This is a genomic window from Gayadomonas joobiniege G7, from assembly GCF_000300815.1.
Taxonomy (GTDB): Bacteria; Pseudomonadota; Gammaproteobacteria; order Enterobacterales; family Alteromonadaceae; genus Catenovulum; species Catenovulum joobiniege.
In genome coordinates, this window is sequence record NZ_AMRX01000003.1 from 1 (window position 1) to 21,455 (window position 21,455).

The window sequence follows — 21,455 nt, forward strand, 5'->3', positions numbered from 1 at the left end:
TTTCTCGCTCTGCAAATAAATCAACTGTCTATGAGGTATTCATACTTTTCAATGATCTAAGCATTGAAAATAGGGCATTTATAGCAAGATCAATCCATGATTTACCAAACTTGATTTTAAAATTTATAGACTGTCGAGAATTCTTTACTAAAGGGCATGAAACTCGAGGTATAACAAGTAGCACCTATTTAAGGTTATGGGCGCCCGTTGTCCTTCCAACATATAAAAAAATACTTTATGCGGATGTTGATATCATTTTTTTAGAAGACTTAACCAAACTGTATCAATGGGATATCGGTGACTCCTGTTTTGCTGGTGTTAAATCCCCTCCACCACGACAAAGGTATTCAATGCAAAAAGGATGGGGCGATTCTTATATCAACGCAGGCGTGCTAATTATAAATTGTGAAAAGATCACCCATGATGACATCGATACTTGCAGCAAGCTAGCAGCTAAAAATAAATTCGAATTTCAAGATCAAGATATTATCAATTCAGTTTTCAAGGGACGCAAGTACTGTGATATTCCTCAACGGTATAATTTTTCACCCTCAGCTCTTAAACGTTTATTAGTAAGCGGCCATACCAATAAAATTGATATAGCAGTTATACACTACATTGGGGCTAAACCATGGAACCAGAATGTCTTATTAGGTGAATTTTGGTGGAAAGAATTCACCAATTGTAGTTTTTTCGATTTCGATTGGTACATAAAGTACTGTGAGAATCTAAAGAAGGGTCCACCCCTAAAAATTGCAACAAGGCTATTTTTAAAGGCATTGTTCAGAGCTAGATAAAGTGGATCTAAATTCATTTGAACACTTTAATATGCGCTGTGACATTAACTAAACCACTATTAGCGGTTTAGTCATCACTTACTGTTATATGTTCATTTGTTGGTAAGTGGTGTTTAACCTGTCCTTTGAAATTGTGGTTTATTGCTCGAGATTTGTCAGCCTGATCTGCGCCTAACCGTATACACCCTCGCAAACACGCTTTAAATTGGCGGTGGACACTAGACATTTACCCCAAATGCCGCAGAAACGCGTAGGTGCGCACCGCCGAAGGCGTTGCGAACAACTTCCAAACTGTTACCAACAATGCAAAATTGATCCACTCCAACAATTGAAATCTGATCCACTTGTTTTCAATATAGTGCTTTTTCGGGGGCACTTTGATCATAAAAGAAGAGCTTATGAAAATTCAGACTTTGCACCAACAAGGTTGCTCACAACTGAAAACACCGCAAGAAATAGGTGTGATATCGGGCTGTTTTCGAAAAAAGCGTCACCGGCAGGGAGCCGGTGTCGAGCATATATGGAAGTACTTGCTGCGTCTTTTTGAGGAAATCCTCGATTGAGCACCGGGCAAGGTGCACGTATTTGCAAGTACCGCCAATGTTTGCGGGGTGTCGCCAACACCTGCGGCGGTGAAAATCTTGATAGCAAGGTTATTTCCGATCATTTATTCAGTGAAACACAGGTACCAAAACTCAGCAGTTGGTTTTCCAACTACTTTAGGCTAAGATTTTGTTTTGGTTTATATTGTCGATGTTTTTCACGTTTAGCCTTAATCACTGAAAAGTTAGGATCAAAATAATATGTATGAAGAATTTTATGGATTTAACGAAAAGCCTTTCCATTTAACCCCAGATCCTAATTTCTTTTTTGCGAGTAAATTGCATGCGAGAGCCTTATCTTATTTAAAGTATGGTATCACTCAAGGAGAAGGTTTTATTGTCATCACTGGCGCTATTGGCACGGGTAAAACAACGATTGCCAATAACTTGATGAACTCAATAGATGACGATCTAGTGGCAATCCAAATAGTCACGCCAAAGCTTAACCCTGATGATCTAGTGTTCATGACAGCCTCTAAGTTAGGCCTACAGACTGAAAATAAAAGCAAAGCTTCATTATTGCAGGCTATAGAGCAGCGGCTTTCTGAATTACACCACCAAGGTAAGCGAGCATTATTGCTGGTTGATGAGGCTCAGAACTTGCCGTTGGAATCTGTCGAAGAGTTGCGAATGCTGTCTAATTTTCAATTAGAAGGAAAACCCTTGTTGCAAAGCTTTTTATTAGGGCAACCTGAATTGCGTAATTTACTTCAATTACCTGCAATGGAGCAGTTTAGACAAAGAGTGGTTGCTTCATGTAATTTGCAGCCTTTGTCTCTTGATGAAACGCGAGCTTACATTCATTTCAGAATCCATGCGGCGGCAGGCGATCAGGATAAAGCTGTATTTTCAAGTGCAGCAATTGATAACATTTATAGTTATAGCTGCGGTATTCCACGACGTATAAATACTTTATGTGATCGAGTATTACTTTACGGATTTTTAGAAGAAAAGTCGTTTATTACTGAACAAGAAACCGCTTTAGTCATTGCCGAAATTAAAGAAGAAAGCACCAATATATCGAGTACTGATGAGCAAATTGAAACAAGCTATGATCAATCGCAAGATATTAAACTAACTGATTTAGCTGCTCCGAATCATCAACAAGAAGTAAGCTCTGATAGCCAAATGTTGGCGAAAGATCTTCGTGAAATTAGAAACATGGTGGATGACATAAAAGAAACTCTAAATACCAATATAGAGTACAAGTTAAAAGTCAGTCGCTATATCGATAATGCTATCAACCGTAAGTTAAAAGAGTTAAAAAAGCTGACACCGGAACAGGACTGACTTTAACTTCCTGAGCACACTAAGTCTTTAGGTCGCTCAAGTCGTACTTTTCTATTAACGAATATAGCGTAGGTCGGGTAACACCTAATAACTCTGCTGTTTTAGTCATATTTTTTTCAGATAAGTGATAGGCTTGCCGGATTGCACTTGATTCGGCTTTCTCGCGAACTTCTCTTAAATTTAGAGAGCTGCTCTCATCTATTTTTATTTCGTTCTCTGGAACCTGTAGACCCATATCTTCGGCTGTAATAACTGGCCCATCAGCCAAAACCACAGAGGTTTTAAGTTTGTTTTGCAATTCGCGAATATTGCCAGGCCATGGATGTTGCATCATGGCTTGTTTTGCACATTCGCTAAACCCCTTTATTGATTTTTTATATTGAAGGTTATAGCTATCTAAAAAGGCTTTAGCTAATAACAGGATGTCGGTATCTCGTTCACGCAGTGGCGGAATATTGATGATCAATTCACTGATTCGGTAAAAAAGATCTTCTCGGAATGTTTCTTCTTGAGCCATCTGTTGCAGGTTTCTATGCGTTGCACAAATCACTCTGACGTCGACGGGTAACACCTCGCGACCACCGACTCGCTCAATGACACGTTCTTGTAAAAAGCGTAACATTTTTGCTTGCAAAGGGAGTGGCATATCGCCAATTTCATCTAAAAAAAGAGTACCACCTTGAGCGGTTTCTATTTTTCCTTGGGTTGTTTTGGCTGCGCCGGTGAAAGCCCCTTTTTCATAACCAAACAGCTCACTTTCGAGTAAGTTTTCTGGGATTGACGCACAGTTGATTGCAATAAAAGGTTTATTGGCCCGATCACTGTGATCATGAATTGAACGGGCAAAAACTTCTTTACCAGTACCACTTTCGCCTAATAAGAGCGTGGTGATCTCAGTTTTGGCAATTTTCTCCGCGCGTTTGACTGACTTTTCTATCGCTTGGCTAGAGCCTATGATGCCATTCATAGAAGAGCTAATTTTATTCAGCCGTCTGTTTTCACGCTCAAGCCCGACTAAAGAAAAAGCTCGCTGAATGATGGTATTTAGTGTGTCTATATCTATCGGTTTTTGGTAAAAATCATAAGCGCCTAATTCAATAGATTTTAACGCATTTGTTTTATCCGTATTTCCAGTTAAAACGATGACTTTAGTCGCTGGTGAAATAGATAGTATTTCAGTCAAGATATTTAGACCTACTGAAGCATTAGCGGGATCTGGTGGTAGTCCCAAATCGAGTGTAACCACTTCGGGTTCAAAACGTCTGATTTGGGTTAAAGTTGATTTTTTATCGTCTGCAAAAACAATATCATAATCTGAAAGTCCCCATTTGAGCTGTTTTTGAATTCCTTTATCGTCGTCGACGACTAATAATTTTTTGCTCATCGTTATATCTCCTTGTTCAAGGTAAAACATATTTCAAACCGGCTACCTTTTCCTATTTCAGAGGTCACCGTTAATTCACCGCCTTCATTTTCTATAAAGAGTTTAGCATCATATGCACCTATCCCCATACCTGCATTACCTTTGGTTGTGACAAACGGCATAAAAAGCTTATTGGCAATAAAGTCCTCTGTCATTCCCACACCGGTATCTTCAATTACAATTTTAATTTTATTGTTTTGCTGTTGAGCGCTTACGCTTACCTTCCCATTATCCTCAGTTGCTTGTTGAGCATTATCAATTAAATGAAAAAGAACATTCGAAAATTTTTCAGCATCCGTATCAAAATAAGGTTCGCCAATAACCGTTAGCTGCGGATGAGGTAGTTGATTCTGGCATTTATTTTCTACTAAAGCCGTTAATAAAGGTTTTAAATAAACCCGTTTTGAATTTTCTTTTTCATCTTCAGCTGATTTGTTCATTAACTGATTTAGCATTTTATGCATACGTTTTTGAGTATATCCCAAGGTCTCAAAGGTATCTTCAATAAATTCTGGATTACTTTTGTGCTTTTGAGCATTGCTTAATATCATCTCGATTTGTGCCAAGACATTTTTTAAATCATGAACAACAAAAGCAGAGGTTCGATTGAAGGCTGCAAACTGAGCATTTTCTGTCATTATTTTGTTTGCTTCGTGCTGAAACAAGTAGTGCCCGACCTGAGCTGTGACCACATTTAGATAGTCTCTTATTTCCCAATTCAACTTTAACTTGTTATTTTCCGGTGGGTTTAAGCATGCAAGCCCCCATAATCTATCTTGTTCAAAAATTGGAATTAATAAACTGAATTGGCAGGTCGCTAGTAAATTGCGCTTAACTTCAATTTCAGGGTAACTATCTGGATGCTTTATTAGATGTTTTATATCAATGATCCAGTGTGATTTTTGAATATAAGGGACGAGAGACCGTATAGCCTCAAGATTTTCATCTGTTTCATGTTGTAGGTTTTTTTTAGAACCAGCTACCTGAATGAGGTTTTGGTTTTTAACTTTTAATAAAACCCCATCTTTATAATCACTGGCAAACAGAAATGCGTCAATTGCTCGATGATAAAAACTATCGCTTTTATTAAGTGGCTTGTTAAGGAGTTCCGTCAATGCCATCCACTGGGCTCGGTAATCGTATTGGTTGGCAAAAAAGTGTTTTTCTAAAAATACTTTCAAATTACGTTTTAATGATTCAGAAACAAACAGCGCAAACAGTAATGTAAAAGCTAACACCATGAAGATGGTTTGTAGCATCATGGTCCATTGCGATTGGATGCTTTTTATATAATAACCAGCGATTGCCATTGCGCTGAGGTAGAGAGCGGCAACCAATAATAAACTACTTTGAAATACCATCTCCCTAGACACATAAATACTCACTGCTAAGCTTTTATTGCGTTTAATCGTCCAGATCAACAGTGGAATGAGTAGCGCATGTAAATAGCCGCGGGCCAGCCAGAAGTCCGGGTTAATATGGGCGACTAAACTCGCTTCCGAAAAAATAACAAAATCAAAAACAGTTATGCTACCTAATCCGATCAATAGAGGTTTAAACTCAGATAAACTATCTTTACTGCGTCTGTATATGATTTCGATCAGCACGAGGGCGGCTATGCTGGCCGATAAAAACGCAATATAGTCAAAAACCAGTTGCCCCGATACAAAAACACCCAGCAGAGGGATGACTAATACTAGAATAGGTAATAAACCAGCGTAGGTTAATAAAATAGCTTTAATAGAACGATTTGGCTGTAAAATCCCAATCAATAATAATAAGCTTGTCGAAAAGCGAATACTCTCAAGCCAACTGGTGTAAAGGCTATCTGCATACAAGAGATAAATAAGATTGCCAACCGCCCATGTTACGCCCCCTGCAGCAAACAAAATAATACGGCTCTGGGCAGGTGAATATAGCCGGTTAGCGAGTGCTAACAAACTTAATAATAAGTAACTGAACGCGGCACCTGCGTAGCCCGCCCAATGAAAAAACTCCATATTACTTTTCCCGTTGAATCAAAATAGATGAGTCGAATTAAAGTATAGGTCTAAGGGCTTTTGTTGGCTTTGGCCAGCAAGGCTTTTAAATGTTTTATCGGTATCGCATAAGTCATTCCACTTGGTTCTTTTAATAAGTTTTCTTTATTACCCTGAACAAAGGTTTTATTTACAACAGCAATGACTTCACCACTTTGACTTAAATACACAGGACTGCCGCTATTTCCAGGGTATACGGTGGCGTCTAACTGGTAAATCAAATATGGGTCTTTGAGCCGCTTGATAGCCGCTGCTGTCAATTGTCCTGAATTGGGCAGTGGTATTATTAAAGGAGAGTGAGAAGAGACTATTCCTCTGTGCGTCACAGGGTATAAACCGAGTACAAATCCCATCGGAAAGCCGGTTAAAGCGATTTCACTGCCTTCCGCAACGAGGTGATTGTCATTGTATAAAGTCACAGGGGCAAGTGTCTGATCAGCAAGCCTTAACAATGCTAGATCATAAGTTTTGTCAAAGTTAACCAAAGTAACTTGCTGGTAGTTCGCGTGAGCACCTTTGCCCACAAACACAACTAAGCTTTGCCCCTCTTTTTTTTCTGGCTTTAAAATATCTTGGATAACATGATAATTAGTTGCGATTAAGCTGCCATCACCGACAACAAAACCTGTCCCAGTGAGCTTAGCTCGTGGCTGGCTGAGCGGCGAATAAAACCCAATCCCGACAATAGAGGGTTTAATTTGTTGAATGACATCCATTAAAGTATTTGCTGATAATGCACGTGGTTGCACAAAGAAAATAAAAAATAATAAAGCGATAACTAGTTTCATTGAATAATATTTTTTACACTGATGGCATATTCCGTGACATGTATACTAGCCGATGGATATACTTTTTGCATTTAAAAAACTGGTGGGGGTGCTGATTTCCCCGTTACCTATCATTTCTGCACTCTTTATTTGGGGCGTTTGGAATCTTTATCGGAGCAGCGCCAACCTTAAACTTGCACGCCTCCTTTTAACTCTAGCTGGGTGTCTGTTTTTATTGGCATCTTCACCACTCATTTCAGCGTTATGGATTAACAGTTTTGAAAAAGAAGTTCCTGTTTACAGAGATCATTTGAAGCATGTAGACAATATTATAGTCCTCGGTTGTTATAACTCAGAAGACTCGAATTTACCCATAGTCGCAAATATTCACGAATGCTCTTTATACCGCTTGGTAGAAGCCAAGCGCCTGAGCTTGAAGTATCCCCAAGCAAAAGTCGTTTTAAGTGGAATGAAAGAGAGTGAGCAAAGACGGCTCAGCCATCCTGCATATTCAGCTGAATTTTTGCAACAATTGGGTTTATCGCGCGAGCGAATATTAATTTTAGATAGTAATTTAGATACTCAAGACGAGGCAAAAAGTTTACGCCAGCTGAGTCACAACAAGATAAACCTGCTCATTAGTTCGGCAAGTCACTTTAGACGAATAGAAAAGATATTTAGGCGCGAGGGTATTTTATATACCCCAGTACCCAGCGAATACACGAGTAGTTTTGAAATACATTGGAATTGGCGTTTATTTCTTCCATCTGTAAGTGCACTTCATGCAAGTGAAAGAGCCATGTACGAAAGCCTTGGAAACCTCTGGGAAATGTTTAAAAATATAGACCGTAAGTAATTGATTGTTGTGTATTTTTTTAGACCTTTTGGGTTTTTTAAAGCGGAGCAAGTGTCGATATTCTTTACATCTTTTTATCTGCAGTTTAGTACCCTGATTTTTCACCTTGATTTATAACAAATTTTAACTTTCGGCTCGATTTTTGCTTGTTTTAAAAATTTGTGGTTTGCGGTTTAAACCCGAAGCAAGTTTTCTAATTCTGGGCTATACAGTTTCTAAGGTGTTTATTCGGATGAAACTAGCATTTGACTATCCTGAGCTTTAGTGGTTACACACCGTAATATTTATTCACAGCATTTTATTTTTATCTTTTTAGTAGGCTCTGCGATGAAAAAACTCAGAAAGTTGGCTGAAAAACCAATTATTGGCCCTATTGTGAAAACGTTTGTTAGGTTATTTGCAGATCGTAAAGTGCACTCGATTAGCGGACACTTTTTTAAATATTTAAAACCAGAATTAGCGATTGATGAAGGGCTTAAACAAGCGACCTTCAGAGTAAGGCATCAAGTATATTGTTCTGAACTCAATTTTCTGCCGATTTCGGAAGATGGCCACGAAAAAGATGAGTTTGATAAGCACTCTATCCATAGCGTGATACGTCACAAAGAAAGTGGCGATATTATGGGAACCGTACGTTTAGTGCTTTCGTCAGACCCATCCGAAAAGCTACCAATAGAAGCGTTTTGTTTAAACTCGATTGACAATAAAGAAGTTCACCCAAACGACTTTCCGAGGGAAAAGATTTGTGAGATCTCGCGGTTAGCTATCCCTGAAAATTTCCGACGTCGTAACGTCGATAAACATAATGGCGCTGCGACAGGTGCTATTAACGAAAGCACATACTCTGAAGCCGAGCTTAGGTGTTTTCCGTTTATTGCGGTAGGGCTGTATTTAACTTGTGCTTCAATTGCCAACCAAAAAGGCATAGAGCACTGTTTTGTAATGATGGAGCCTAGATTAGCTCGCAGTTTAAAGTTTGTTGGTATTTCGTTTAAACAGATTGGCCCGATAGTTAATTTCCATGGCCGTCGCGCGCCCTATTATATCAGCCACGCGATGCTGATGCGTGAACTCAGCCCTGGCTTCCGTCGGTTGATGAAAAAAATCGAAGCAGCCTTGTCAAAGCAAGACAAAGTTAACAACTCTAGTAGTCAGCTTAGCCAAGCTGCCGTGTAACCCGAACGCTTATTTTTTGCTTAGTGTGAAAGGACCTTATTATGTTCAATTACGAAAATGCCTTTTCTCGAAACATTGGTTGGTTGACTAATACCGAACAGCTGAGTCTACAGTCCAAAAGGGTTGCAATTGCCGGGGCTGGTGGGGTTGGCGGTGAGCATATAGTGACTTTAGCTCGTTTAGGTATCGGTGCATTTAATATTTCTGATTTTGATGTTTTTGAAGAGCACAACTTCAATCGCCAAGCTGGCGCTTTTGTTTCCACCTTAGGGCGGGACAAGATGGCGGTAATGAAAGAAGTCGCATTGGACATTAATCCTAATTTAAACGTCAAAACGTTCCCGACAGGGATTGACAATAATAATGTGGATGAGTTTTTAGACGGTGCGGATGTTTATATAGATAGTTTGGATTTTTTTGCCCATCAAGCCCGAAAACTTGTTTATCAAAAGTGCCAAGACAAAAATATCCCAGTAATAGTGGCTGCGCCGATAGGAATGGGTGCTGCAACCCTCTGTTTTACTTCTGACAGCATGGGGTATGAAGAGTACTTTAGGTTTGCAGACTGCCGCAACGAAAATGAGGAGCTAGTGAAATTCTTAATTGGATTGAGCCCATCGTTAATGCAAAAAAGCTATTTGGTTGATCCCAGCACCAGCGACTTTTTAGCTAAAAAAGCACCGTCACTACCGATGGGAGTCAAGCTCTGTGCTGGTGTGGCTGCGTCATTTGCCGTTAAGATATTGCTAAACAGAGGACAGCTGGTGACCGCCCCGCACGGTCTACACTTTGACGCGTATAAAAATAAAATGGTTAAAACTTGGCGCCCATGGGGAAACCGTAATCCAATCCAAAAACTCGTGTTTATGATAGCTAAAAAAGTTGTATTGAAAGCCAATTAGGGTGTCAGCATATTTTACGCTGAAATTATCTCGGAGCGATAGGTTTTATTTAGTGTTCTGATTTTTATGGTTTTTTTTATTTTGGCACAGGGTGTGCATTGTCTAGGTAGCTGTGGTACTAGCGTTTTTTCTAATTTAATGGAGCATTTGATATGAATATTTTTACTAAACTAAGCAGCGCAGCAATCGTTGGCGCTTCTCTGATGTCTTTTAACGCGTCAGCCGCATTAGAAGATTTTGTTATTGACGAAAGCCTTTATGGTGGCTCTTCAAGCGTCACTGCTGATAAGCTGAATGGTGCTTATGTAGAAAAAATTACTTTTGATGGATCTGGTAATTTTGAAGCACATGCTTTTGCAACCATGAGCCAACTTTTGACAAATGATGGCACTTCAGATATCACAGGCTCTGTACAGCTTGGCGATAGTTATGGTCTTTATGCATTGTTTGACGCTACTGGTGTAGGTGTTCCACGTGCAAACCCTAACGAAACTGACTTGTATATGACTTCTGGCTCGTTTTCTCTTTTCCTAGACACTAACTTTGATACAAACGGTACAGTTGGTGCGACTGGTTCAGATTCAGTGTCACTGGTTAATAATAGTGACGATAAATTGTTAGCTTCAACAAGTTTAAGCACTGGTTATGCCTATTTAAATAGTGCTTTTGGTGGCTTTTTTGATTTCAGCTTTTTCGACTTTACTTTAACTGCTGATGGTGAGAACTATTTTGTATCACCGGACCCATTTTATGTACGAGTTACTGTAGATGGTGATTTTGATGAGTTTGATACAGCGGGTACTCAAACCGTTATCGGTGATGTAAGTGCTGTGTTTGTACCTGAACCAGCTTCTTTAGGTATCATGAGCTTAGTTTTATTAGGTTTAACTGGTTTAGGCCGTAAAAAAGCTTAATTTGAGTTCAACCTATAATCATAAAGAGTCTGCAATTGCAGGCTCTTTTTTTTGCCTTTAAAAAACAGATGGAAGATTAGAAACAAGCATTTAATCACACAAGTCGCTTTTCTTCTTGCCCCTGATATTTCACTAAGCTAATCTTAAACTAAAGAGGATTAAAGGATATTCATGATGAAACGCCAACTTATTTCGATCGCGTTAGCTTGTTCGCTTGCAGCATGTTTCGAGTCGTCTACGCCAGAAGAATTGATCGCTCAAGCCCAAAAAAATGTCTCGCAAGGTGAAGTTGACGAGGCTGTGATCCAATTAAAAAATGCAATTAGCCGAGCACCTGAAAATACTCAAGCCAGATTTTTATTGGGCAGAATTTATTTTAATCAAGGCAGTTTTTTGTTTGCTGAAAAAGAATTAAGTAAAGCCTATCAAACAATCAACCAAAATCCACAAGCTGCTCTCTTGCATGCAAAAAGTTTATTTTATACCGAAAGTTATACTGAAGCGGAAAAGTTATTTTCAAAAATAGAAGAGGCTGACAATCAGTTAGATATAGGAGAAATCAACTATTATCGATTTTTAATCAGTCGCCAAAATAGAAGCGATCAAGCTTCTAAGCAATATATTGCGCAAGGGCTACAAAATAGCAGCAGCACTTATCAACCACTATTTAGAGTTCATCAACTGGTTGCAGAGCAAAAAGTTTCCGATGCGCAGAATGAGATTGCTAATGCCAAAACAAAGTTGTCTAAAAATATTGAATATTTAAAATTAGCGGCCTATGTTGCTAACCTTAACCAAGATACACAAAAAGCGGCTGATGCTTACCAAGCATTATTTGAACTTATTCCAAATTACCCTCAAGCATTTATTTTATATGCAGACGCATTAGTACGTAATCAGGATTTTGATAAAGCCGAAAAACAGGTTGATAAACTCTTAAAGGCGTATCCTAATCATTCATACAGTAACACCTTAAAAGCTGTTATCTTGTTTGAAAAAGAAGACTATCAACAGGCAAAACAGTTTGCCGAAGTTGCCTTGAGTCGGGGCAGTAAAAATCCGCAAACCTTGGTGGTTGCAGCAGTTTCAAATTTCAAATTAGAAAAGTTTGAGCAGAGTTACGAGAACTTTAAAAATCTTTCAGCCGTAAGCCGTTTAACACCTGAATTGCAACGCATGTATACAGCTGTTCAGTTAAAAATGGGCTATGACGATGAAGCAGTGAGTGCGTTATTAGGAAAAGATTCAGTTAGCGAGCAGGATTTGCCTTTTTTCTTATCTGTAACATCGCAAGCGCTTCGTAACGGTCAATACAGTGCGGCACAAAAAATGTCTGATAAGTTTAAGTCACTAAACCCAGACAACCCGCAGTCTATGGCACAACTAGGCTTGTTAGATTTTTTAACTCGTCAAGATACCCAAAAATTAGAAGATGCTGAAAAAATGTCGGACAATGCCAGCATTAGAGCTGCACTTGCTAAAGCTTTGTACACAAAAGGTGATTTTAAAAAACTCTCGGAGTTAGCAGCGGAATGGTTAGTCGACGAACCAGATAATATGATTGCGCTCAATATGGCAGCGCTCAGTGCTTTTTCATTACAAAAAACTGCCGAAGCAGAACAATACCTGGACAAAATTAAAACACAAGATCCCGAAAATCCACTCTATTTAGTCTATACGGCTTTCAACGAAATTAAGAATGGCGAAACAAAAAGCGCAACTCAGCGTTTAAACTTGCTGCTTGACAAGTATCCGGATAGCTTAGGTAGCTATAACTATTTTGTGAGTGGGTATGCTGCAATGGGGCAACTTGATCAGGCAGTTGAGGTGCTAAAGCGTAAATATCAAGCACAGCCGGATAGTGGTATTGTTTATTTTGCCTACCTGCGCAGTTTAATGCTAAACGGCAAAAGCACCGATGCCCTCGAGCTGCTGGCTAAAAGCAAAGCAGAGTTCAAACAAAGCGAGTTATATTGGTCATCATTGGTTGAAGCTTATATCAATACGTCTCAATTTGATAAAGCTCAATCTAGTCTGCAAGATTGGGTTAAACAAATGCCGAATCAACGACAGGCTCATAGCCGGTTAATTAGTTTTTACGAAGTTTCAGGAAAACCAAATGACGCTTTAGGTGCTTTACAAAATGCTTTCCACAGATTTCCTGATGACGTTGGTTTTAAGATTAAACAAATTGAATTATTGATATCAATTAACCAAAGCCTACAAGCGAGTAACGAGATAGAGGCTTTAGAAAAAGTGTCCGATACCGAAGCAATTGGCTTGCTGAAAAGCAAACTTGCGCTTGCGAAAGCAGATTATTCGGATGCGCTCCGGTTGGCACTTGATAGTTACAATAAATCCTCTAATCCGGGATTGGCGGTTGAATCAGTTTATCGAGCTTATTCTGGACTAGAGCAAGATGACAAAGGCTATCAATTTTTAAAACAGCACTACTTATCAGAAAAGTCATTTTCGAACAAAATGGCAAGGGTATTTGCAGCGCAAGCAATACAGCATGACCCTGACATAGCAACGAGTGTTTATAAGTATTTAGCGTTAAAAAACAATCGAGATGTTACAAGTCTAAATAATGCCGCTTGGTTGCTTAACCAGCAGGGACGAACCGATGAAGCGTTAAAATTTGCGCTACAAGCAAAAGAATTGACAGAAAGTAAAAACGCAAACGTATTAGATACTCTAGCCACTATTTACATGTCTCAAAAAAACTATCAGAAAGCAAAAGAGACGGCTGCTCAAGCATTTCATTTAGAACCAGAAAATGAGCAGATTGCATTAGCATATATAGCGACGTTAGAAAAATTCCCCAAGGCCGATCTCGTTGATGTACTGGGAGAGCTTTATAAGCTTGATTCAAACAAGGTGCGCCAAAAAGTACAGTCACTTGCAAAAGCTAGGGGGATAGAGTTGAGGTAATTTGGTTGTGTTGGATCAGCGCAAGCAGCAAGCCGAGCCTAAAGTAGAGGTTGAAGTCGTCTCAAACAAGAGCGACTTCTTCATGATATATCGTCAAGCTAAAACGTACTTAACCTATAGTGTTTTCACGAGTATCGAGTGGTTAGAAACTTTCACGAGCCAACTTGATGATGCCTTGTTTTTGGCTTTTCGGCGAGATAAACAAATCGTAGGTTTAGCGTTATTGGTGAATAAAAAAGACTTTTGGCGTTCAGCAGGTGACTGTTGGTTTTTAAACAGAGCAGGGTGCACAGAGATAGATCAAATCTGGCCAGAATACAACAACTTAATTTATGCCAAAGATTTTGAAGCCCAAGTTTGGCATGCTTTTTTGGGGTATTTTGCGGCCAATAGAGCTCAACGTTTGGTTGTCGGATTAACACCTGCTATTCACGTACTCGAGGGATCGAATGAGTTTATTATTGAAAAAAATATTGTCAGCCCGAGCTTTTGGTTAGATTTAAAACCTGAATATATAGAGGTAGACTGCTTATTAAAAAGCTTTTCGCGCAATACAAGATCACAAATTAGACGGGCATTAAAAAAGTGTGAAGCCATTGCTGAATTAAATGTTGAGAGGGCTACTACTGAGAGCGAAGCTCAGCTCTGGTTTGAACAAGCGGGGCGCTATCATATGCAAAGATGGTCTGATAGCGGTTTTAAAAACCCTCGTTTTGTTGAGTTTCATAAAAACTTAATCAATAAATTGTTTGCCGTCGATAAAGTTGATCTACTTAAGGTTTGTCTGGGTAAAACCACTTTAGCCATTTTATATTGTTTACGGGATGGCACTACGGCCCGATTTTATTTGAGCGGTATTAATTACCACCCAGATCTAAATTCGATCAAACCTGGGATTTTATCTCACATGATGGCGATCCAGTTTTTTTCGGCACAAGGCCTCAGTGGTTATGATTTCATGGCAGGGGAAAACCGATATAAAAAATCTTTAAGCAGTCAGCAGGGAGCGCAAATTCTTTATTCAGTACGTAAAAATAATGTATTCCAGCGACTGATAGTGAGCGCCAAAAAATATAAAAACAAGTTAAATGGAAATAGTTGAACATGCCCGAAAACACAAAAATAATAATACCGCTGGAGTTTTTAGGTACAAATAGCGATGAGGTTTGTGGTTTTTCTTTGCCTTTTAAACAAGGTGTTGTCGCAAACAGCGAATATATTCACCTGTTGGACCGTACAGGACAGCCTCTACCACTCTCTGTTAAAGTTCTCACTGTTTGGCCCGATGGCAGCTACAAAAACGTCTTATTTTTCTGCTTTCAAGCCTCAGCGAGTCGACATAATACATATTCTTTAATAGTAGACACAGATATTAAAAAATTATCGGCCGATAAAAAGTTTAATCCGGTAGAAAAAATCGCTGGCATAGAGGGGATCTGGCGGCTTAATGAAATCAGTTTGACCACTGCCAGTGGCGACAAGCCGGTGGCCATTTTTACAGACAAACAGATTGAAACAGATGCATTGAGCAAAAATTTCAACTTCCAAGGCGAGCTAAAAACGCACTTGGTAGAGCCATTAAAAATTAGCGTTAAAGGGAAGAGTTTTTTCTATAATGGCTTGACGGAGTTGGAAGTTAGCATTGTAAACCCTAACCCAGCAGAGCATGATAACGGGTTGTGGGATTTAGGAGACGCAGGTGCAATTGAACTTGCGTCATTTGACATTAGCTTTCAACTATTACAGCAAGGTAATCACAGACTACAAGTTAACGAACAAGCTAATATTGCTGATGGTGAAAATAAAAATGCTCAATTTGAGCTACCTGAAGGACGTCTAGAGCAGTATGCCAGCGGTGGGGAAAACTGGCAGTCACCCGTTCATTTGAATAAATATCGTCAAATTAATTATAAAAAAAATGGTTTTGCGGTATTTGCTGGAAACAATCTTGTAAAAACAGGCAAGCGAGCTGGATTTAATGTGCAAATTGGTGATGGTTTTAATTTAACCATGGCACAATTTTGGCAGAATTTCCCTGCAGCGGTAGAGCTTTCAGAGGGCTTAATCAAATGTCAATTTTTTAAACAGTTAGCCAGTGCTCAATACGAGATTTTGCAAGGAGGCGAGCAAAAAACGTTTAAATTTAGTATCTATCCAAAACATCAAAATGCCAGCATCACATACTTTAATTCAAAACAAGTGCTAGGTGAGCACACTTCTGAATGGATTGATGAATCGGGGATCTTGCTACCCACTTCATTACCATTGTCACCAGTTGAGCAACTGATTCAATTGGGCATAAATGGCGAGCAGAATTTTTTTAATAAACGTGAAGTTTTAGATGAGTATGGCTGGCGAAACTTTGGGGAGCTATACGCTGATCACGAGGCGCGTGGTTATCAAGGCAATGACATTTTTGTTTCTCATTATAATAACCAGTATGACCCAATATACGGTTTTTTACGCCAGTGGTTAAGAAGTGGTGAAATGGCTTGGTTAACCTTAGCACAAGATTTAGCACAACATGTAAAAGATATTGACATCTATCATACGATAAATGATAAATCCGAATATAATCAGGGACTTTTTTGGCATACAGATCATTATCTGCCAGCTGAAACTGCGACTCATAGAACCTACTCAAAATATCATACGCAAGGCGCATATATGGATCATGCTGGCGGCGGCGGGCCAGGCGGGCAGCACTGTTATACGAGTGGTTTAGCTGAGCACTATTTATTGACCGGAAATATTGAATCAAAACAAACCGTGTTGGCATTAGCGGCTTGGATAGAGGCTATTTATGATGGCTGTGGTGGAATACTTGAATGGATATTGGCACTAAAACAATCTAAACAAGCAGGCCGAAAAAATCTTTTTAACGGCCATTATCCGCTTGACCGAGGAACTGGTAACTTAATTAACGCATATTTAGATGCGTACCTTGTTAGCAGCGATCTCCAATATTTGCAAAAAGCGGCTATGGTAATACGGCAAACCATACACCCAGCAGAAAGCGTGGACGAAAGACAGTTAAGCGATGTTGAAAATCATTGGTTTTACACTGTGCTTTTGCAAGCTGTTGGTCGCTTTTTATATATTAAAACTAAAAATTGTGCACAAGATAGCGATTTTTATTATGCACGAGATGCGTTACTCAATTATGCTCAATGGATGTTGGTGCATGAAACACCTTATTTAGACAAGCCCGACATTCTAGAATACCCCAACCATACTTGGACAGGGCAAGAGATGCGAAAAGTGCAAGTATTTGTATGGGCCGCACTTTATGCAGATAACTTAGATTTAAGATCACATTGTTGGCAAAAAGCGCTCAGCTTTTCCCAGCGAATTGCGGCCGATTTAGCGCAAACAACTGAAACCCAAGATACTCGAATTTTAGCGTTATTAATGCAGAATCATGGCTTTGTAGAATATTTTGAACAGAATGAATTTCCACCTATTAGCAAACCTCGGCAGACTTATGCAATTAAAAAGTGGTCTAAGGCGGTTTCAGGTCGCTACGTAGTTAGTGAATTTTGGCATAGGTTAAAAAAACTCTCCATTAAACGAGAAGTACACTGGCTGGCTAAACGGTCATCTAAAATCGAAAAAATATTAAAAAAAGCAAGGATTGTATGAAGGTATCTTTTGTAATCCCTCATAAAGGAAGGCTTGATCTGTTAATCCAGACGATAGAATCTATTTGGCAGCAAACAGGCGTAGATAAAGAAATCCTTTTAGTGAGTAAAAATTCTGATTTAACCACAGAACAGTTGCCTATGAGCGGCGAGCAAAGGGTAAATTTGCTGATCGCGAATGAAAACCTAACCATAGCTGAACAAAGAAATATCGGTGCTGCGGCAAGTATAGGTGAATATTTAGCGTTTTTAGATGCGGATATTCAGCTGCCGGCTGATTGGGCTAAGTTATTGATAGAAAAATTGGCTAGTGAGCCTAACCTAGTCATGTTGAGCAGTTTGCAGAGTCTGCCCAAAACGGCAACCTGGGTCGAAAAATTAAGGGCAAATTTGGCCAACAAAGGCATAGAAAAAGCAGTCGATAGCTTACCGGGCAGTAACTTAATTTTACAACGTGATACTTTTATTAAAAGTGGTGGCTTCCCAGCTCACTTAACAACTTGTGAAGATATTTATTTTACTCAAGCTGTCGCCAAGCTGGGAGAGATCAAACGTACAGCGGTCACTGACCATATTCACCTTGGCGAAGACAAAACACTAGCAGTGGTATTTAAAAAAGAAATCTGGCGTGGGCAATCCAACTTATTATCTTTGCAAGGACGCAAAATACCACTGCGCGAATGGCCGAGCCTGTTGGTGCCTTTTTGGGTCACTTTGTTTTTGTCATTCAGCATCATATTTTTGCCCCTTACATATATGATGTTCCTTGGTGCATTGGTTCTGTGGCTGTTACCTATTGCTCTGTACGCTTTAAGAGCTATCAAAGGGGGGAGAACTGAAGTTAATTTTTTCCGAGCGAGTTTATTTTATGCAGTGTACTTCCCGGCAAGATGTTGGGGCACTTGTTTAGGTATTTTTAAAACAATCAATATAAGGCAAGGATGATGCAACCCATAAGAGTATTACAAATCATCTGTTCAACTGGGTTTTATGGTGCTGAGCGCTGGACGTTGGCCCTTGCTCGCCATTTTGATAAATCTGCGGTTGTTTGTGATCTAGTGGTCCCATTAGAGGCTGATAATCAAACACTTGAGTTGGTCGAGCAATACAAAAAACTCGGGCTCAAAGTTCATCGGGTACCTATGGCGCATAAGTTTGACTACAGAGTCATAGCTAAATTGTCTGCACTCATCAAAAAAGAAAGTTACCAAATCATTCATACTCACGGATATAAATCCGATATTTTAGGTGTATTAGCGGCTCGTAAAGCGGGGATCTTGTCTCTAGTGACACCGCACGGATTTGAAAATTCGAGTGATTTAAAGCTGCGTCTGTTTATTTGGTTAGGTGCCCAAGCAATGCGAAGAGCGGATTTAGTCGTGCCATTATCTAAAGCTTTGTGTCGCGATGTGCTTAACATGGGGGTTAAACAGGATAAGTTGGTCTATGTGCAAAATGGCGTAGACTTAAGTGAGGTTGAGGCGGTTCGTGTCGCAGCGGAGCAGGAACATAAATCTGAGATAAAAAGAATCGGTTTCATCGGCCAAATGATCAGTCGAAAAAATATCTTGGATATATTAAATATTTTTGATCAATTGCAGCAAACCCAGCCAAATATTGAATTGGTTTTACTCGGTGATGGCGAAGATAGAGTGGCACTAGAAGCTTACGCCAATACGCTCGATAGTGCTGCTAAAATTTCATTTTTAGGGTTTAGGAATGATCGCTTAGCGCTTTTAAAAAGTTTTGATCTTTTTGTCATGACATCTACTTTAGAAGGCATACCAAGGTGTTTAATGGAAGCGATGGCAATGGGTATCCCAGTGGCGGCATACCAGATTGCTGGTATTGATCAGTTGATCGAACATAACCAATCGGGTTTGCTTGCTCCGTTAGGAGACAAAGAATTGTTGTTAACATACTGGCAAAAGCTGCTAAATGATCCTAAGTTTGCAAACGAACTAGCGGAATCAGCCCGGGAGTTTGTGCACCAGCACTATTCGGCACAACGCATGGCAGATGAATATCTGGCCGTCTATAAAAATATGCTAAAGGATGACAGCCCAGATGAACAAAACAAAACCTAAAGTTAAATTTGTTTTATCGATAGATACAGAAGAAGAGTGGGATTGGTCTGGTGGCTTCCCTGAACAAAACTGTTCAGTGAATAACATCCAGCAGTTGCCTGATTTTCATGCTTTTTGTCAAAGTTTAGGGGTTAGGCCCAGTTATTTTGTCGACTATGCCGTTGCAGACAACCAGCAAAGCGCTGCTTGCCTAAAAGAGATTTTAGCATGTCAAGATAGTGAGCTAGCTGCCCATCTTCACCCTTGGTGTAATCCACCTTATTATGGCTCGACGAGAGAAAAAGAATCACACGTTGTCAACTTGCCATTGCACCAGGTCGCTGAAAAGTTAAAACAGTTAACTGAAAAGTTGAGCGAAGCTTTTAACCGTCAGCCCAAAGCATTTAGAACTGGGCGCTGGGGGATTAACGGAGAGGTTTTAAAACTCTTGAGTGCGCAAGGTTATACATTAGATTCAAGTGTATACCCGTTTTATCAACATAAATATTTTGATTGCCGCGGTGCACCCATCGAACCCTATTGGCCTGACTGGAAAAACCCGAACCGGTCGGGTAATCAACGCGAAATAATGGAACTGCCGGTATCTGTTGGTTTTAATCGAGATGACTTTGTCCAAGGACAAAAACTGTATGAAAAGCTCGCTGCTGATTGTTGGCGTTGGTTTAGACCCGTGGGTCTGGCATGGCATCTGGGGTTATTAAAAAAGCTCTATATGTGTCCGGAGCTTGCAACTGGCGCACAAATGATCGAGCTCGCTGATAAATTACTGCAAAAAAACATAGGTATCATTCATATGTATATGCATAGTTCAAGTTTATTAGCAAATGCAACCGGCTTTATGAAAAAAGGTGAAGATTCAGTTGTTCTGAAAAGTCGAATCGCTGAGTTGATAGCCCATTTAAACAAGGTCGCAGAGGTTGATTTTTGTACCATTAGCGAAGCGGCAGATCACTCAAATAAGGAACTGCTAAATGGAAATTAAAAAAGCGAGCCCGAGTGACCAGTTCGCTTGGGACGAGTATGTAAATAAACACCCGCAAGCAACCGCTTATCATTTATTTGGCTGGGGACTGGCAGTGGCAGCCAGCTATCAGCATACGCCAATTTATTTAATGGCTTATCAAAATGACGCAGTGGTTGGTGTGCTGCCTTTAGTCGAATTCAAAAAACCTCTGTTCGGTAAACACTTATCCAGTTTACCCTTTTGTGATTTGGGGGCTGTTTTGGCTGACAGTACAGAGATCTCAAGTCAGTTACTGCAAGCTGCGCAACAGATAATGCAACAACAACAAATTAAAGAGCTTGAATATCGCGCAAGTGAGGTATCGCCAGACGAAGGGATAGATATGACTGAGCGCAAAGTTAGAATGTTATTAAATTTGCCCGATAGCTCACAAGCACTATGGGATGGTTTTAAATCAAAACTTCGCAGCCAAATTCGTAAAGCGGAAAAGAATGGGCTCACTGCACGGGTTGGTCATGATAGTGATTTGCTCGACGGTTTTTACCAAGTTTTTTGTCGCAATATGCGTGAATTAGGTTCTCCGGTCCATAGCCGCTGTTGGTTTGAACAAATTTTGAAGCACTATAAAAATAATATTTTTATCGTTAATGTTTATGCAAACGGAGAAGTAGTAGGTGGAGGGATAGTCCTATATACATCCTGCTGCGCCAGTATTCCATGGGCGTCTACGTTGAGTAAATTTAATCGTTTAGCTCCGAATATGCTGCTTTATTGGCGATTATTGGAAGCGGTCGCGGATGCTGGTATAACAACATTTGATTTTGGGCGCTCTACTTTTTCGCAAGGGACTTACCGTTTTAAAAAACAATGGGGTGCGCAACCCGAACTGTTAAATTGGCAAACCATGGACAATGCGGGTAGCTGGCAAATTGATCAGGCGAGTGGACAAAGTGGGCGATTACGAGCAACGGTAGAAAAAACTTGGCAACGTCTACCACTCCCTCTGACTTGTTGGGCCGGCCCTAAAATACGGAAGTATATAAGTTTATAAAAAATAGGACAG

Annotated in this window: 16 protein-coding genes; 13 read left to right on the forward strand and 3 right to left on the reverse strand. The window is 39.8% G+C overall.

Annotated elements, in window-relative coordinates; all coding sequences use genetic code 11:
- Together C727_RS0104010 and C727_RS0104025 are read left to right on the forward strand one after the other, a co-directional pair.
- The coding region (locus C727_RS0104010) for a glycosyltransferase family 8 protein (RefSeq protein ID WP_017444335.1) at nucleotides 1-797 on the forward strand (797 nt) is incomplete at its 5' end.
- 803 nt (nucleotides 798-1,600) lie between these two features.
- Complete coding sequence (locus C727_RS0104025; RefSeq protein ID WP_017444338.1) at nucleotides 1,601-2,689, forward strand: XrtA/PEP-CTERM system-associated ATPase; 1,089 nt, start codon at nucleotides 1,601-1,603, stop codon at nucleotides 2,687-2,689.
- 19 nt (nucleotides 2,690-2,708) lie between these two features.
- Here the strand turns inward: C727_RS0104025 and prsR are convergent, their stop codons facing one another.
- The 3 genes from prsR to C727_RS0104040 are packed head-to-tail and all read right to left on the reverse strand — an operon-like array spanning nucleotide 2,709 to nucleotide 6,939.
- Nucleotides 2,709-4,073 (reverse strand): PEP-CTERM-box response regulator transcription factor, encoded by a 1,365-nt coding sequence (gene prsR / locus C727_RS0104030; RefSeq protein WP_017444339.1) that lies wholly within the window; start codon nucleotides 4,071-4,073, stop codon nucleotides 2,709-2,711.
- Between the two features lie 2 nt (nucleotides 4,074-4,075).
- Entirely contained in the window at nucleotides 4,076-6,112 is a 2,037-nt protein-coding gene (gene prsK, locus C727_RS0104035) for an XrtA/PEP-CTERM system histidine kinase PrsK (protein WP_017444340.1), read from the reverse strand.
- A 50-nt stretch (nucleotides 6,113-6,162) separates the two neighbouring features.
- Nucleotides 6,163-6,939, reverse strand: coding sequence for a S1 family peptidase (locus tag C727_RS0104040; protein ID WP_017444341.1), 777 nt, complete (start codon nucleotides 6,937-6,939; stop codon nucleotides 6,163-6,165).
- A gap of 52 nt (nucleotides 6,940-6,991) precedes the next feature.
- Between C727_RS0104040 and C727_RS0104045 the strand changes: the two genes are divergently transcribed.
- The 11 genes from C727_RS0104045 to C727_RS0104095 all read left to right on the forward strand — a co-directional run bounded on the left by C727_RS0104045 (nucleotide 6,992) and on the right by C727_RS0104095 (nucleotide 21,443).
- Nucleotides 6,992-7,774 (forward strand): ElyC/SanA/YdcF family protein, encoded by a 783-nt coding sequence (locus C727_RS0104045; protein WP_017444342.1) that lies wholly within the window; start codon nucleotides 6,992-6,994, stop codon nucleotides 7,772-7,774.
- Nucleotides 7,775-8,101: 327 nt separating this feature from the next.
- Nucleotides 8,102-8,950, forward strand: a complete 849-nt coding sequence (locus C727_RS0104050) for a PEP-CTERM/exosortase system-associated acyltransferase (RefSeq protein ID WP_017444343.1) — start codon at nucleotides 8,102-8,104, stop codon at nucleotides 8,948-8,950.
- Nucleotides 8,951-8,991: 41 nt separating this feature from the next.
- Nucleotides 8,992-9,852: a ThiF family adenylyltransferase gene (locus C727_RS0104055; protein ID WP_017444344.1), complete on the forward strand. Its 861-nt coding sequence runs from the start codon at nucleotides 8,992-8,994 to the stop codon at nucleotides 9,850-9,852.
- 152 nt (nucleotides 9,853-10,004) lie between these two features.
- Nucleotides 10,005-10,766, forward strand: coding sequence for a flocculation-associated PEP-CTERM protein PepA (gene pepA, locus C727_RS0104060; protein WP_017444345.1), 762 nt, complete (start codon nucleotides 10,005-10,007; stop codon nucleotides 10,764-10,766).
- 171 nt (nucleotides 10,767-10,937) lie between these two features.
- Nucleotides 10,938-13,700 (forward strand): XrtA/PEP-CTERM system TPR-repeat protein PrsT, encoded by a 2,763-nt coding sequence (prsT, locus tag C727_RS0104065; RefSeq protein WP_081579177.1) that lies wholly within the window; start codon nucleotides 10,938-10,940, stop codon nucleotides 13,698-13,700.
- 7 nt (nucleotides 13,701-13,707) lie between these two features.
- On the forward strand, nucleotides 13,708-14,802 hold the full coding sequence (locus tag C727_RS0104070; RefSeq protein ID WP_017444347.1) for a GNAT family N-acetyltransferase: 1,095 nt from the start codon (nucleotides 13,708-13,710) through the stop codon (nucleotides 14,800-14,802).
- A gap of 2 nt (nucleotides 14,803-14,804) precedes the next feature.
- A complete protein-coding gene (locus C727_RS17920; RefSeq protein WP_017444348.1) occupies nucleotides 14,805-17,342 on the forward strand; it encodes an RIFT barrel domain-containing protein in 2,538 nt (845 codons plus the stop codon).
- The gene (locus C727_RS0104080) at nucleotides 17,339-18,286 is read left to right on the forward strand and encodes a glycosyltransferase family 2 protein (protein WP_017444349.1); all 948 of its coding nucleotides are present in this window, start codon (nucleotides 17,339-17,341) and stop codon (nucleotides 18,284-18,286) included. Before C727_RS17920 ends, C727_RS0104080 begins: the two co-directional genes overlap by 4 nt.
- Complete coding sequence (locus tag C727_RS0104085; protein ID WP_017444350.1) at nucleotides 18,286-19,428, forward strand: glycosyltransferase; 1,143 nt, start codon at nucleotides 18,286-18,288, stop codon at nucleotides 19,426-19,428. The genes C727_RS0104080 and C727_RS0104085 overlap by 1 nt, the downstream gene beginning before the upstream one ends.
- On the forward strand, nucleotides 19,409-20,410 hold the full coding sequence (locus C727_RS17925) for a polysaccharide deacetylase family protein (RefSeq protein ID WP_017444351.1): 1,002 nt from the start codon (nucleotides 19,409-19,411) through the stop codon (nucleotides 20,408-20,410). Before C727_RS0104085 ends, C727_RS17925 begins: the two co-directional genes overlap by 20 nt.
- Nucleotides 20,400-21,443, forward strand: coding sequence for a FemAB family XrtA/PEP-CTERM system-associated protein (locus tag C727_RS0104095; RefSeq protein ID WP_017444352.1), 1,044 nt, complete (start codon nucleotides 20,400-20,402; stop codon nucleotides 21,441-21,443). Before C727_RS17925 ends, C727_RS0104095 begins: the two co-directional genes overlap by 11 nt.
- Nucleotides 21,444-21,455: the final 12 nt, after the last annotated feature.

Bases quoted from the DNA above. Each gene is read 5' to 3' on its own strand.
- C727_RS0104095 (WP_017444352.1), top strand. From the start codon at position 20,400: ATGGAAATTAAAAAAGCGAGCCCGAGTGACCAGTTCGCTTGGGACGAG.
- C727_RS0104080 (WP_017444349.1), top strand. From the start codon at position 17,339: ATGAAGGTATCTTTTGTAATCCCTCATAAAGGAAGGCTTGATCTGTTA.
- C727_RS17925 (WP_017444351.1), top strand. From the start codon at position 19,409: ATGAACAAAACAAAACCTAAAGTTAAATTTGTTTTATCGATAGATACA.
- C727_RS0104055 (WP_017444344.1), top strand. From the start codon at position 8,992: ATGTTCAATTACGAAAATGCCTTTTCTCGAAACATTGGTTGGTTGACT.
- prsT (WP_081579177.1), top strand. From the start codon at position 10,938: ATGATGAAACGCCAACTTATTTCGATCGCGTTAGCTTGTTCGCTTGCA.
- C727_RS17920 (WP_017444348.1), top strand. From the start codon at position 14,805: ATGCCCGAAAACACAAAAATAATAATACCGCTGGAGTTTTTAGGTACA.
- pepA (WP_017444345.1), top strand. From the start codon at position 10,005: ATGAATATTTTTACTAAACTAAGCAGCGCAGCAATCGTTGGCGCTTCT.
- C727_RS0104025 (WP_017444338.1), top strand. From the start codon at position 1,601: ATGTATGAAGAATTTTATGGATTTAACGAAAAGCCTTTCCATTTAACC.
- C727_RS0104085 (WP_017444350.1), top strand. From the start codon at position 18,286: ATGCAACCCATAAGAGTATTACAAATCATCTGTTCAACTGGGTTTTAT.
- prsK (WP_017444340.1), bottom strand. From the start codon at position 6,112: ATGGAGTTTTTTCATTGGGCGGGCTACGCAGGTGCCGCGTTCAGTTAC.
- prsR (WP_017444339.1), bottom strand. From the start codon at position 4,073: ATGAGCAAAAAATTATTAGTCGTCGACGACGATAAAGGAATTCAAAAA.
- C727_RS0104045 (WP_017444342.1), top strand. From the start codon at position 6,992: ATGGATATACTTTTTGCATTTAAAAAACTGGTGGGGGTGCTGATTTCC.
- C727_RS0104050 (WP_017444343.1), top strand. From the start codon at position 8,102: ATGAAAAAACTCAGAAAGTTGGCTGAAAAACCAATTATTGGCCCTATT.
- C727_RS0104040 (WP_017444341.1), bottom strand. From the start codon at position 6,939: ATGAAACTAGTTATCGCTTTATTATTTTTTATTTTCTTTGTGCAACCA.